At 49.4% G+C, this 13,942-nt stretch carries 10 protein-coding genes; 1 reads left to right on the top strand and 9 read right to left on the bottom strand.

Annotation, left to right across the window (positions count from 1 at the left end; translation table 11 throughout):
* Positions 1-3: 3 nt before the first annotated feature.
* From cyoE to HF324_RS01865, 9 genes are all read right to left on the bottom strand, one after another.
* Positions 4-828, bottom strand: coding sequence for a heme o synthase (gene cyoE / locus HF324_RS01905; RefSeq protein ID WP_235021538.1), 825 nt, complete (start codon positions 826-828; stop codon positions 4-6).
* A gap of 188 nt (positions 829-1,016) precedes the next feature.
* Entirely contained in the window at positions 1,017-2,828 is a 1,812-nt protein-coding gene (locus HF324_RS01900) for a cytochrome c oxidase subunit I (RefSeq protein ID WP_168808931.1), read from the bottom strand.
* Between the two features lie 106 nt (positions 2,829-2,934).
* Complete coding sequence (locus HF324_RS01895; RefSeq protein ID WP_246269382.1) at positions 2,935-3,897, bottom strand: cytochrome c oxidase subunit II; 963 nt, start codon at positions 3,895-3,897, stop codon at positions 2,935-2,937.
* A 141-nt stretch (positions 3,898-4,038) separates the two neighbouring features.
* Entirely contained in the window at positions 4,039-5,244 is a 1,206-nt protein-coding gene (locus HF324_RS01890) for a quinol:cytochrome C oxidoreductase (protein WP_168808928.1), read from the bottom strand.
* A gap of 50 nt (positions 5,245-5,294) precedes the next feature.
* On the bottom strand, positions 5,295-5,900 hold the full coding sequence (locus tag HF324_RS01885; RefSeq protein WP_168808926.1) for a c-type cytochrome: 606 nt from the start codon (positions 5,898-5,900) through the stop codon (positions 5,295-5,297).
* A gap of 82 nt (positions 5,901-5,982) precedes the next feature.
* Positions 5,983-6,570 carry a DUF3341 domain-containing protein gene (locus tag HF324_RS01880; RefSeq protein ID WP_168808924.1) on the bottom strand — a complete coding sequence of 196 codons (588 nt, stop codon included), beginning with the start codon at positions 6,568-6,570 and terminating at the stop codon, positions 5,983-5,985.
* Positions 6,571-6,619: 49 nt separating this feature from the next.
* Positions 6,620-8,062, bottom strand: coding sequence for an NrfD/PsrC family molybdoenzyme membrane anchor subunit (gene nrfD / locus HF324_RS01875; RefSeq protein ID WP_078669445.1), 1,443 nt, complete (start codon positions 8,060-8,062; stop codon positions 6,620-6,622).
* 117 nt (positions 8,063-8,179) lie between these two features.
* Entirely contained in the window at positions 8,180-11,242 is a 3,063-nt protein-coding gene (locus tag HF324_RS01870) for a TAT-variant-translocated molybdopterin oxidoreductase (protein WP_168808922.1), read from the bottom strand.
* 94 nt (positions 11,243-11,336) lie between these two features.
* Positions 11,337-12,566, bottom strand: a complete 1,230-nt coding sequence (locus tag HF324_RS01865) for a c-type cytochrome (RefSeq protein ID WP_246269381.1) — start codon at positions 12,564-12,566, stop codon at positions 11,337-11,339.
* Positions 12,567-13,146: 580 nt separating this feature from the next.
* On the opposite strand from HF324_RS01865, the gene HF324_RS01860 reads away from it, so the two are divergent.
* Positions 13,147-13,899, top strand: a complete 753-nt coding sequence (locus HF324_RS01860) for a copper resistance protein NlpE N-terminal domain-containing protein (RefSeq protein ID WP_168861828.1) — start codon at positions 13,147-13,149, stop codon at positions 13,897-13,899.
* Positions 13,900-13,942: the final 43 nt, after the last annotated feature.

The raw sequence follows: 13,942 nt of genomic DNA, 5'->3' as shown, positions 1-13,942 counted from the left end.
CTTTTAGGCCTTGTCCAGCAGCTGTGCCAGCTGAACAATGGTCAGGTAAATGTATGAACCAAACATCAGTTTACGTGCTGCCGGAACATCATTCTTTCTGTACAGGTTAATAGCGCGGTACAGGAAAAACAGGCCTGCCAGGATCGCCACGATAGCGGATATACCGCCTGTGATCTTGAGCAGGTAGGGTGCTACGCCGGCCGGGATCAGCAACAGGGTGTACATAACGGCCTGCAGGGCGGTGAACTTGTTCGGCTCGCCGTTGGCAGGCAGCAGTTTAAACCCTGCGCGGGTATAGTCTTTATGCGCAATCCAGGCGATGGCCCAGAAGTGCGGAAACTGCCACAGGAACTGGATCGCAAACAGTGACCAGCCACCTTCGGAGAGGTTGTTGGCGCCTGCGGCCCAACCGATGAGCAGCGGCATGGCGCCCGGAATACCTCCCACCAGTACAGCGAGGGAGTTCCATTTCTTCCACGGGGTGTATACGAAACCGTACATCACGAGGGAGAAAAGGCTCAGGGCGGCGCTCAGCCAGTTAAAGCAATAACCCATGATCAGGAAACCCGCTACACCGGTTACCGCAGCCACGATGATCGCTTCCGTTTCGCTCATCCTGCCGGAGGGCAGGGGGCGGGTGGCGGTGCGTGCCATCAGCTTATCGGTATTTTTTTCCCATATCTGGTTGATGGTATTGGCTGATCCGGAAACCAGCAAACCACCGGCAAATAACAAAAGAACTTTGATCAGGTCAAACTCCACACCCGGCACGAGCAGATAAGCTACCACGGATGAAAATACCACCATGAAGGTGAGATTAAACTTCATTAACTGAGAATAATCCTTCACCTTACTCGCTACTGCATACGATGACGACAACTTTATGGAGTTTTCTTGCAACATTTTATTTCTATCCACATCCCGGGTTTTAAATCCGGAACAAATTTACAAACATCACGGTGAACAAGATTCCGGAAAGCAGTTTATTTCTGCGCTCCGGAATCCTGTTTTATAAGTTAGTGAGCGGACTCGTTAGGACCAATCGGTTCTGTCTGCGGGATGAAGTCTCTTCCATCCTTGCTGTAGTCATAAGCCCAGCGGTGAACTTCTGGAATTTCACCAGGCCAGTTGCCGTGACCCGGGTTGATCGGCGTAGTCCATTCCAGGGAGGTAGCTTTCCATGGGTTCTGTTCGGTCAGTTTTCTTCCTTTGAAGATGCTGTAGAAGAAGTTGAACACGAACAGCAGCTGTGTAGCGAATACCAGGATTACCACGATGCTGATAAACTGGTTCAGGCCACCGAACTGGTTGAAGGAAGTCCAGCTGGAATAGTCGAAATACCTTCTTGGCATACCGGCCATACCTTCGTAGTGCATCGGCCAGAAGATCAGGTAAGCGCCTACCAGGGTTACCCAGAAGTGGATATAGCCGATAGTATTGTTCATAAAACGGCCATACATTTTCGGGAACCAGTGATAGATACCGGCGAACATACCGAAGAATGCGGAGACACCCATTACAATGTGGAAGTGTGCGATTACGAAGTAGGTATCATGCAGGTGAATATCGATAGAGGAGTTACCCAGCCAGATACCGGTCAGACCACCAGAGATGAAGGTGCTCACGAAACCGATGGAGAACAGGGAAGCCGGTGTGAAACGGATGTTCCCTTTCCAGATGGTGGTGAGCCAGTTGAACACCTTGATGGCAGATGGTACCGCGATGAGGAGGGTGAGCAGTACGAAGAAGGCGCCGAGGAATGGGTTCAGACCAGTAACGAACATGTGGTGCGCCCAAACCAGGAAGGCCAGGATACAGATAGCGAACAGGGAACCGATCATGGCGAGGTAGCCGAAGATAGGTTTACGGGAGCTAACTGCCAGTACTTCAGACACCATACCCATGGCAGGGAGGATGATGATGTATACTTCAGGGTGGCCCAGGAACCAGAACAAGTGCTGGTAGAGGATGGCGCTACCGCCTTCGTTTGCCAGGGCTTTACCTGCGATAAAGATGTCAGAGAGATAGAAGCTGGTACCAGCGTGGCGGTCCATCAGCAGGAGGATGAAGCCGGACAGCAGTACCGGGAAAGACAGTACGCCCAGTACGGCGGTAAAGAAGAATGACCAGATGGTTAAAGGCATTTTGGTCATGCTCATACCTTTGGTACGCATGTTCAGGAGGGTAGAGATATAGTTCAGACCACCGAGCAGCTGTGAAACAACAAACAGCGCCATAGAGATCAGCCAGAGATCCACACCTATTTTAGAACCGATGGAAGCGTCTCCCAGCGCACTCAGCGGAGGGTACATGGTCCAACCGCCGGAAGCCGGTCCTGTCTGAACGAACAGGGAAGCCATCATTACGAGGCTGGCCAGGAAGAAAAACCAGTAGCTGAGGCAGTTCATGAAAGGAGAAGCCATATCGCGGGCACCTACCTGCAGCGGAATGAGCAGGTTGGAGAAGGTACCACTCAAACCAGCGGTCAATACAAAGAATACGAGGATAGTACCGTGCATTGTTACCAATGCATAGTAAGCTTCGGGAGTGATACGGCCACCTTTAGCCCAGTGACCCAGAATGCTTTCCAGCCAGGGGAAAGTAGCATCGGGAAAACCCAGTTGCAAACGGAACACCACAGAAAAGAAAGCACCGATGATAGCCCAAATAATACCGGTGATCAGGAATTGTTTGGCAATCATTTTATGATCAAGGCTGAATACATATTTCGAGATGAAATTGTCTTCATGATGGTGCTCATGATCATGATGATCATGCGCGCCGTGCATTACCTCCTGTTGACTGTGCAATGTTGCTTCGTTACTCATAATCGGTTCTGTTTATTAATAAACCAACGCCCGGGAAGTATCGCGTTTGTCAGTTTGTCTTTTATTATTGGTTAAGTACTGCGTCAAAAAAATCTTCTACACAAAATTACGGCTTGCCGATATTCGCTGCCACTGTTTTTTGTGTGCTGTCGGCCTTTGGCGCTTCAGCAGGAGCCGGGTGAGCCAGGCTGTACTGCAGCGGTTGTTTGGCAACCCAGGCATCGTATTCTTCCTGAGTTTCAACAACGATCACGCCTCTCATGGAATAGTGACCGGAACCACACATCTGATCGCAGGATATTTCGTAGGTAAAATCCGGGTTACCGGTTTTTTCCTTCATTTGTTTAGTAGTGAACTTCGGTGTGAACCACAGGGTGGTAGGGATACCGGGCACCGCGTCCATTTTCATACGGAACTGAGGTAAACCAACGTCGTGAATAACATCACGGGAACCGATTACGAATTTTACGGGTTTACCTACTACCAGGTGCACTTCAGTAGCCATGAAGTCATCTTTGCTCAGCTGGTCATCCCAGTCCATACCCAGCGGGTTGCTGGCAGCTTCGTCGATTTTTTTGAAATCGCGGCGACCGAGCTGACCGTCTTTACCGGGGTAGCGGATGAGCCAGTTAAATTGTTTACCGGTGATTTCAACGACTGCCGCATCTTTCGGTGCGTCGGAAGTCAGTTGGAACCAGTGTTTCAGACCAAAAGCCACCAGAACGGTCAGTGCGATGGCCGGGATAACGGTCCAGATCACTTCCAGTCTGTTGTTATGCGGAAAGTAAAATGCTTTACGGCCTTCTTTTTCCTGGTATTTGAATGCGAACCAGAACAGAAGGATCTGGGTACCCACGAAAACGACACCGGTGATGGCGAGGGTTACGTAGATGAGGGTATCCACACCTTCACCCTGCACAGAAGCAGATTCGCCCAGGATCTTGCCTTTCAGCAGATTATTACAATAATACACGCCGATGAGCCCCAGCACCAGGAATGCTATCAGCAGGAAACCATTGATACGGTTGCTTTGCTGGCGCGCTTTCTTTTCTCCCTTCAATATGGACACATATTCGCTCGCCTTCGCAATCTGGAAGATGACTATGAATATGAGAACAATAACTAAGACTGCTAAAAATCCTGACATTGCTATATGAAATAATTAAGTTATCTAATGCTTTTCTATTGCTAAATCTTCGTTATCACCATATTAGGTGTGGTGAACAATGCTTTCCTTCAGGTAAGGGTGATTTTTCGGTACCAGCGGAGCTTTGGTCAGCGCGTTGGATACCAGGAAAATGATCAGGCCAACGAAGCCTACTCCCAGACCCAGTTCATACCAGGGGAACACCAGGTGTTTGTAGGTACCGGGACCTACCATCTGCCAGAAGTCCAGCCAGTGACCAGCGATCACTACCACTGCTATGAAAGCTACGGAAGTATAGTTACGTTTGGTGTCCCTTTTCATCAGGAACAGTAACGGAGTGATAAAGTTGATCAGGAGGTTGAGGAAGAAGATAGGTCTCCATTCGCCCCATACGCGCGGCTGGAAGTATTCAGTTTCTTCCGGCATGTTGGCGTACCAGATCAGCATGTACTGGGAAAACCAGAGGTAAGTCCAGAAGACACTGAAAGCAAAGATAAATTTACCCAGGTCGTGCAGGTGTTCTTCATTTACATAAGTCAGGTAACCGTGTTTTTTCAGGTATACCACGAACAGCGCGATCAGGGACAGGCCTGATACCCAGCTGCTGGCGAAAGTATACCAGGAATACATAGTAGAGAACCAGTGAGCATCGATGCTCATCAGCCATAACCAGGGGGTGGTGGAGCCAACGCTCAGGGTGAAGACTACCAGGAAGCCACCGCACCAAACAGTATTTCTCCAGATGAGTTTACGGCCGGTTTCAGGTTTCAGGTCCCAGCCATCTTCTTCGATGGACATGTTGCGGAGCTTCAGGGTGAAGAAAATCCACAAGCCCATAGTGATAATGGTGGCAGTAGTGAAGAAGCCTTTGTTCAGGAAAGCGGATTTCCAGCTGAGGATCTTATCTTCTGCTACGTGATGAGCGTTTAACCAGTGGTAGATGTGTTCTTTACCACCAAAAACGAGGATCATTAAAATGATAAACAGGATCGCACACAAGGCAGGAACTGCCATGGAGATTGCTTCCGGCACGCGACGGAAGGCGATCTGCCAACCACCGTGGGCCAGGGTTGTGGCTGCAATAAAAAAGGTGCTGGCCAATGTAATCAGCAAAAAGAAGCTGCTGTTTTGCAACAGACCGGCCCAGAACCGTGTCGCGTTCTCACCTTGAAACGCAATTAATCCGATCAATAAAGTCAGCAAGCCCACGCCCATTAACACGAAGCTGGTCTTTTTTAATCTTGCCGGTACTACAAATTGGTCTTTCATTACTGTATATTAAAATACTTGTTTGAAATTCAGTTTTAACTCTCTCTAACTTATTTAGCGGTTGTGCTATCTGCCGCGGGAGCAGCTGCTGCTGCAGGCTGAGCGGCGCCAGGCTGTTTGCTCTTGATGTAAGCGGCTACTTTCCAGCGTTGTGCCCTGTCGAGCTGGCTGGCGTAGCTGCCCATCATGTTATAACCATAGGTCATTACATGGAACAGGCGGCCTTCAGAGTAACCGGCTTTTGCGCCGGCTATCAGGTTGGCAGGCGCTGCAGAGTAAGGACCATCGCCTCCTTTGTACAGCGGACCGTTACCGTCCAGTGCAGTACCATGGCAGATACCGCAGTAAATATTAAACAAACGTTCACCTTCTTTCAGATCGTCGGCGGTGATTGTCAGCGGATTTTTCACCAGGTTAGCCTGTGCCGTATCTGCTTCTTTCAGATGGTAAGGCAAAAGTTCACCTCTCTTCACGGTTCCGTCCACTGGTTTCAGACCTGCCAAACGTGCACTGTAAAACTCATACGCACGGGATTCATACATGTCGGGCACATAAATCCTGCCGGGCTTTCTGTTGTGCTCCCCCTTATTACAGGCTGCCAGGAAAGCTCCAGTTGCCAATGCGGCTACAATCAATATGTTAGAAGTCCTTTTCATCAGAAATTATTTATTCTAGCTTTCATTAGTTCTGCTCCCAGTACCTAATGGTTGCAACTGTAATTTTTTGCTGTTAATGTTATTAAGCGTTAGCCGGACGAGCGTAAATGTCTTCATCAGCTTTGTCGAAGCGGCCATACCACCAGCCAGCTTCCGCTCTTTGTTCATTGACGTCGTGCGCACCGGCCTCATTCAGGAAGCGTTTTACTTCTTCTGCATTGGTCTTTTCTGTGAGCTCGATCACCATCACAAACTTATCATCAGTCTGTCTGGGGTGGAATATATGTTTCTTCACACCTGGCATTAACTGGCACAGGTAGCAGAAAGTCATTACCATCCCAACCGCAGCAAACAATACAGTCAACTCGAAGGTAATAGGAATGAATGCTGGTAACGGGAAGTGAGGCTTACCACCGATGTTCAGCGGCCAATCCACGTTAAATACCCAGCTCATGAAAGTTAAAGCCGTGGTGGTACCTGTGATACCATATATGAAACCGGCTGTGTGCAGGCTGGTTTCCCTTAAACCCATTGCATGATCCAGGCCGTGAACAGGAAAAGGAGTGTATACATCGTGCAACTTGTAACCTGCAGTGCGAACTTTCTTCACTGCCGGGAACAACACTGCCTCATCGTCAAACAAGCCTACAACAAAATTTTTAACAGCCATATATTTAAAAATTCAAATTCCAATTAATTAATTCTGTCAATTCATCTGATTAGTGAGCATGTTCGTGGTGAACAGCGTGTGCAAATTGCTCTGCAGTTTCGCCTTCGTATTTCTCCATGCCTTCTTTAAAGTTCTCACCGGAAGTTTTCAGGATAGACTTGATCTCAGCTACCGCGATTACCGGGAAGTATTTAGCGAACAGGAAATAGCAGGTGAAGAACAGACCGAAAGTACCCATGTAGAAACCAACTTCCGGCCAGGACGGACGATAGTAAGACCAGCTGGACGGCAGGTAGTCGCGGTACAGGGAAGTACAGATGATCACAAAACGTTCGAACCACATACCGATGTTTACAATGATAGACATCACAAAAGTGACCATCACGTTTCTTCTCATTTTGCGGAACCAGAACACCTGCGGGGTGATTACGTTACAGGTCATCATGATCCAGTAAGACCAACCCAGCGGACCGGCAGCGCGGTATTTGAAGAAGGTAGCGAATTCGTAAGGGTTAGCGCCGTACCATGCCATGAAGAGCTCAGTCAGGTAAGCGCAACCTACTACGGAACCTGTCAGTACGATTACCTTGTTCATGGCTTCCATGTGACCCAGGGTAATATATTCTTCGAGGTGTAATATTTTACGGGTGATGATCAGCAGGGTTTGTACCATCGCGAATCCGGAGAAGATCGCACCCGCCACGAAGTAGGGAGGGAAGATGGTAGTGTGCCAACCAGGAATTACAGAGGTCGCAAAGTCAAAGGATACGATGGTGTGCACGGAAAGTACCAGCGGAGTGGACAAACCTGCCAGTACCAGTGACAGTGCTTCGTGACGTTGCCAGTGTTTGGTGGAACCTGTCCAGCCGAAGGAAGCTACACCATACAGCAGTTTACGCAGTTTGGTTTTAGCTCTGTCGCGGATGGTGGCGAAATCCGGGATCAGACCGGAATACCAGAACAACAGGGAAACGGTGAAGTAAGTAGAGATCGCAAATACGTCCCACAGCAGCGGAGAGTTGAAGTTAACCCATACCGGACCGCGGGTGTTGGGATAAGGCAGGATAAAGAAGCCCATCCATACACGACCCATGTGAATAATCGGGAACTGGCCGGCGCACATTACCGCGAAGATGGTCATCGCTTCTGCCGCACGGTTCACCCCTGTACGCCATCCCTGACGGAACAGCAGGAGGATGGCCGAAATCAGGGTACCGGCGTGACCGATACCTACCCACCATACGAAGTTGGTGATGTCCCAACCCCAACCGATGGTTTTGTTCAGATTCCAAACACCCACACCGAAATAAATCTGCCAAAACACTGAAAATGCGCCGAAGCCCAACAGTGACAGTGAAATTAAAAAGCCTACATACCACAATTTACCAGGCTTCCCTTCAATGGGACTAATGATATCTTCCGTTACCTGGTGATAATCCTTAACCCCGTCAACTAAAGGTTCTCTCAGTGTGGATTCGTATTTTAAACTCATATTCTATAAGCTTTTAGCTGCTAGCTTCTAGCTACTAGCCCTTGTCTTTTGTTATGATCTCAGATTCTGTAACTTCTTTTGTTATATTTCTCCCTTAACGTTACCTGTTAAAAGATCTTACGCGTGATGCGCTTCTTCCTTGTGAGCAGATTTGTTCTCTGCTTTAGGAGCGGCATCTTTGTTTCTGATCTTGGCGAGGTAGTTGATAGAAGGCAGTACGTGTGTTTCTTCCAGCACATAGTACATCCTTTCTGTTTGTTCTTCGTTACGGATCTTATAGATTTCGCTGTTTTTGTCGTTGACGTTACCGAACACGATCGCATCAGCGCCGCAAGCCTGTTGGCAAGCTGTTTTGGCAGCACCGTCTTTCAACGGATGACCAGCTTTCTTCGCTTCCAGTTTGGCTTCCTGTAAACGTTGTACGCAGAAAGAGCATTTTTCCATCACACCACGGCTACGAACCACTACGTCAGGGTTCAATACCATGCGGGTGAGGTTGTCGTTCATATCTGCCACGTCGTACAGGTTGTTTTCGAAGCTGTCCGCACCGTTCCAGTCCCTCCAGTTGAGGCGGCGAACTTTGTAAGGACAGTTGTTGGCGCAGTAACGGGTACCGATGCAACGGTTGTAAGCCATCTGGTTAATACCTTCAGAGCTGTGGTTGGTAGCGCCTACCGGACAAACGTTTTCGCAAGGAGCGTTATCGCAGTGCTGGCACAGCATCGGCTGGAACACTACTTCCGGGTTATTTTCATCACCGCTGAAGTAACGGTCGATGCGGATCCAGTGCATTTCATGCGCTTTTGCCACTTCGTCTTTACCTACTACGGAAACGTTGTTTTCCGCCTGGCAGGCTATGGTACAAGCGCCGCAACCGAAGCAGGTGTTCAGGTCGATGGACATGCCCCATTTGATACCAGGGTAGGGGTGAGAAGAGTACAGGGTAGCATCGTCACGGAAGTTTTTACCAAACTTCTTCAGTTCTTCCCTGTCTTCGTTAACTTCTTTAGGATTGTGTTTGAATTCTGCGAGGGTAGTTTCTTTAACGATCGGACGGCCTTCGTAGCTGTTGTGCGTCTGTGTTAAAGCAACAGGGTATTTTTTACCGGTAGCTTCCACTGTGGCGTCCACTGCGAAGTAATCGAAAGTCTGACCGTTGAAGTTCACCATCGGGTAAACGTTCTGACCGATACCGGCAGCGGCGCGGCCTACGTTTTTGCCACGGCCGTAACCTACTGCGATAGCGATTACCTCCGGATGCATACCCGGGATGATCAGCATCGGCAGGACTACTTCTTTGCCGTTGGCTTTTATTTTCAGTTCTTTCTTTTCAACGTTGATTTCGTAATCGTCACCCAGCTCAGCGGAGAATGTTTTAGCGAGGGTGTTGGAGATACAAGCGTAGTTGTCCCATGTAGCGCGGGTGATCGGGTCAGGCATTTCCTGTAACCAGGGGTTGTTGGATTGTCTGCCGTTACCGATGGCCACTTTTTCGTACAGTACCAGTTCGTATTTACCGCCTTTTTTCGCGCTGCTGATTTTAGCGGCCGCGCCGGCGATATCACCGGAGAAGGAGGCGCCACCCGGTGCCGGAGCAGTGGCTGGTTCTACCACACCGTCCTGCAGGGCTTTGTCCCATGCTTCCTGGCTACCCAGTTTGCTGATCCACTCAGCTTTCAGGTATTCCGCCCAGGTAGTGGTGTTGCCGGTCCATGCCAGCAGGGAGTCCTGCGCAGCACGTGTTTTGAAGAGCGGGGAGATGGTAGGCTGTGCGAAGCTGTAGTAGCCTGGTTTGCCCTGAGCATCGTTCCAGTTTTCCAGGAAGTGGTGATCAGGAGCAGCGTATTTGCACAGTTCAGTGGTTTCGTCGAGGCGGTCGTTGAAGGAAAGGGAGAGTTTCACTTTCTTCAGGCCTTCGCTGAACTTAGCGGCGTCGAAGTAGTCGTAAGCAGGGTTAGCGCCGTATACCAGTACAGCACCGATGCTGCCGGCATTCATATCGCTTACCAGTTTGGCCATATCGGCGTCGATACCCTGACGGTAATCGGAAGGATTAGCCCAGTCAATGGTAGTGCCGTTAGCGCCTACGATATTGTTGATGGCGTTTACGATCAGCTGAACATTCACATCGTTGGAACCGCTTACTACCAGTGCTTTACCGGTGTTGGCTTTCAGTTCAGCCGCCGCTTTCTTAATGCCCGCTTCCACTTTAGCGTCCAGTTTGGGAGCGCTAACGCTGCCACCAACGGCGGCCAGCAGGGCCAGTGCTACCGCACCGGCTTCAGAAGGTTTGTGGGTATATCTTTCGTCAGCGTTGGCACCGGTGAGGCTCATGTGGCTTTCAAACTGGAACAGTTTGGACATTTCCGGTTTTTTAGCGCTTACCTTACGGGTTTGAGCGAACTGACGGGCGTATTCAACCGGGTTCAGCCAGGTACCGATGAAGTCGGCGCCCAGGCTCACGATGGCTTTGGCATTTTCGAAGTGGTAGGAAGGGATAGACCTTTTACCGTAGGAAGCCTCGTTGGCGAGCAGCATGCCGGAGTAAGACACCGGATCGTGCACCACGTGACGGGAGTTAGGATACTTGGCCAGGAAAGCGTCGATTACTTTCTTGGTAGTAGGGCTGAGGATGGAAGAACTCAGCAGCACAACAGGTGCGCCGCCCAGGCCAGCCAGTGCAGCACCTACCTGTTTGTCCAGTTCCGCCCAGGTTGTTTCTGTACCGCCGATAGTCGGGAAACGCAGACGGGCTACGTCGTACAGGCTCAGTACAGTACCCTGTACCTTAGCGGAAGTAGAACCACCTGTGATGGAAGACAGGGTGTTACCTTCTATTTTGATGGGACGGCCTTCGCGGGTTTTAACCACTACCGGTACGTATTCACCATCTATGGTGTAAGAAGAAGCATAATAGTTGGCTACGCCCGGAGTGATCTCTTCCGGTTTGTTCACGTAAGGGATAGCCTTATGAACGGGGGTTTCGCAGCTGGCAGCGATAGTCGCCGCAGCAGTGGTGAAACCGAGGTATTTCAGAAAGTCCCTGCGGGGGGTAGTAGCATTCAACAGGCCTTCACTCTCAAACGGCAATTCTTCGCTGAATTCGTTCTTCACAATTTCCTGATGCGCTTCGGTATTGTGCAACTCCTCCAAGCCTTTCCAATACTTTTTTTGCTCCATGTTATATTAACGAGTTACGTTTATGAATTTTGATATCTTCTGAAACAGGTCATGATTTTCTGTAAGCAGAAAATCATGACGCGTTAAATCCTTTCTAGTAGTGACATTTTTGACATTCAGTACCACCTACCATTTCAACAGTCACACTATCGATCTTCTTATCTTTAATATCCTGATGAAGTTTCTCGAAGATGCTGTAGTAGTTGTTGTCAGCGAACTGCACTTTGGTAGTACGGTGGCAGTTGATACACCAGCCCATAGACAGGTCGGTGAACTGATGTACTTCGTCCATTTCGGTAATGTTACCGTGGCAGGTCTGACACTGTTGTTTACCAGCCACCACGTGTTGGGAGTGGTTGAAGTAAACGTGGTCAGGCAGGTTGTGGATCTTGGTCCATTCGATAGGACGGCCTGGTTTGGTATACTTACCTTTATCGGCGTCCCAGCCTACGTAATCGTATAATTTCGCGATTTCTGCAGTACCGTCAACTTTTTTGCCTTCAGCAGTAAACAGCTCAGGGCCGGTGTACTCTTTAATGGCTTTGTGACAGTTCATACAGATGTTCTCGGAAGGAATCATAGCGTGCTTGCTCTTCTCAGCACCGGCGTGGCAATACAGACAGTTGATCTGGTTGATGCCGGCGTGCACTTTGTGGCTGTAGAAGATCGGCTGCTCAGGCATATAGTCTTTCTGACGACCCAGCCCGATAGCTCCCTGGATGGTGAAGTAACCGCCTACCATGAAGAGCACCAGGATAGCCAGTGCGATGTAGGCTTTGTTTTTGTAGAAGGGGATCGGCTCCGGAGTAGGCTGACCTTCTTTATCACCAGCAAGTTTGTTCAGGTTGCTGTTGATCTGCATCAGGATCAGGGCTACCACCGCCAGGATCAGGGTGATAATGCCGAAGAGCAGACTGTTGTCGCTGCCTTCTTCTTTGGCACCGGCAGTAGCAGTACCAGCTTCCGGTTTAGCACCACCTACAGGTTTGGCTTCTTCTACTTTAACGTACGCCAGGATGTCGTCAATCTCCTCATCTGTTAATGCAGGGAAAGCCGTCATCGCGGTTTTGTTGTACTCGTTAAAGAGGTTGTTGGCGTACTTGTCGCCAGACGCCAATACAGAAGCGGAGTTGCGGATCCACTGGTGCAATAATTTCTTATCGGACCAGCGGCCTTCTACACCCGCCAGTGCAGGACCTGTCAGCTTCTTATGGACATTGTGACATGAAGCGCAGTTTTGTTGGAAGATTTGCTTACCCTTGGCAGGATCCGCTGCTTTTACGGCAGAAAACGGAATTACTATACTAGCGCATAGAATAAGCACACTCACAAAATGCTTGCGCAAAAGAATGGAAACACGACGATACACAGCCTATATAGTTTAGATTTGACCTAAAGTTTCTTAAAAGTGCCAGCAAAAATAAGACACAATGTTGACAATTTACCAACAATTCTAAAAATTATTTGCCTTAAAAAATGCGTCATTTTTGCTCCCCGAACTGTAATTTCTCTGCTGTAATCCTTTATGCTGGCTAATTTGGGAGCTACGCCCCTCCGGACCTTTCAAAACTTATTATTTTAATTGAAAGTTCAGTTCCTTATCGCTGACAGGCCCATAAGTAATAGGGCAGACGTTCTCCGGGGGATATAGTATTATTATATACAGATCAAAACCCTATAGCGGCCCCCTATACCATTTGGTTATTTGGCTATTGGGTTATTATAATATTATAATGGCTAAATAACTAAATAACCAAATGGTAAAATGGTAAAATAGCTAAATAACCAAATAATCAAATGATTAGTGGTTGCTGCCGCCTTATTTTAAGGTAAGTATCTTATTTTTACCATAAATAACCTGCCACCGGACCAGAATGTTCAATCTGTCTGTAAAAAATACACCCATGCGTAAACTCATTTGCTTAACAGCCCTGTTCGCCGCCCTGACGGCCTGCAATAATAGCCAGACCACCCAAAATACCGCTGACAGCACCACCGGCGGCCACCCAACACCTGTGACCACCGCCACCCACATTACCGGCACCTACCAGGGCACCCTGCCCTGCGCCGACTGCCCGGGGATGGACTACCAGATCAGCCTGTTCGACGACCACACCTTCACCGAACTGGTCGCCTACCAGGGAAGGGGGCAGGGAATCGCCTTCACTGAGAAGGGTACCTGGCAGCAGATCAACGATTCCATCGTCAGCATTAAGAAAAAAACAGACAGCACCTCCTTCCTCGCGACCGACAGCAAACTCCTGGTACTTGATAAGCAAGGCAAACGGATTGAAGGCGCCCTCGCCAGCAACTACGTCCTCAGACCGGTGGAAGGCGGCGACCGCCGCGACCTGCTGGCCCAAAAAGCCGGCGCCGGCATCAGCTTCACCGCTACAGGCAACGAACCTTTCTGGAGCCTCGACCTGGAAACCCGGAAAATCCTCTTCCGCACCGCAGCAGGTGACAGTATCCAGACTACCCTGCCCGCAGCCAGGCCCAACTCCGACACCCTGAAGGTATATACCACCCCGCAACTCACCGTCACCATCCGCAATACCATGTGCACCGATGACATGAGCGGACTCATGCGCCCTAATACCGTTGAAGTAAAGGTGAAAGACCAAACTTATCATGGCTGCGGAGAGTACCTGAAATAACTCCCGGCCGAAAAAACTGCTGAAATATTACCTTTGCGCCTAA

Origin of the sequence: Chitinophaga oryzae, from assembly GCF_012516375.2 — a bacterium.
GTDB classification, from domain to species: Bacteria; Bacteroidota; Bacteroidia; order Chitinophagales; family Chitinophagaceae; genus Chitinophaga; species Chitinophaga oryzae.
This window is presented reverse-complemented; position numbering and strand designations above follow the sequence as displayed.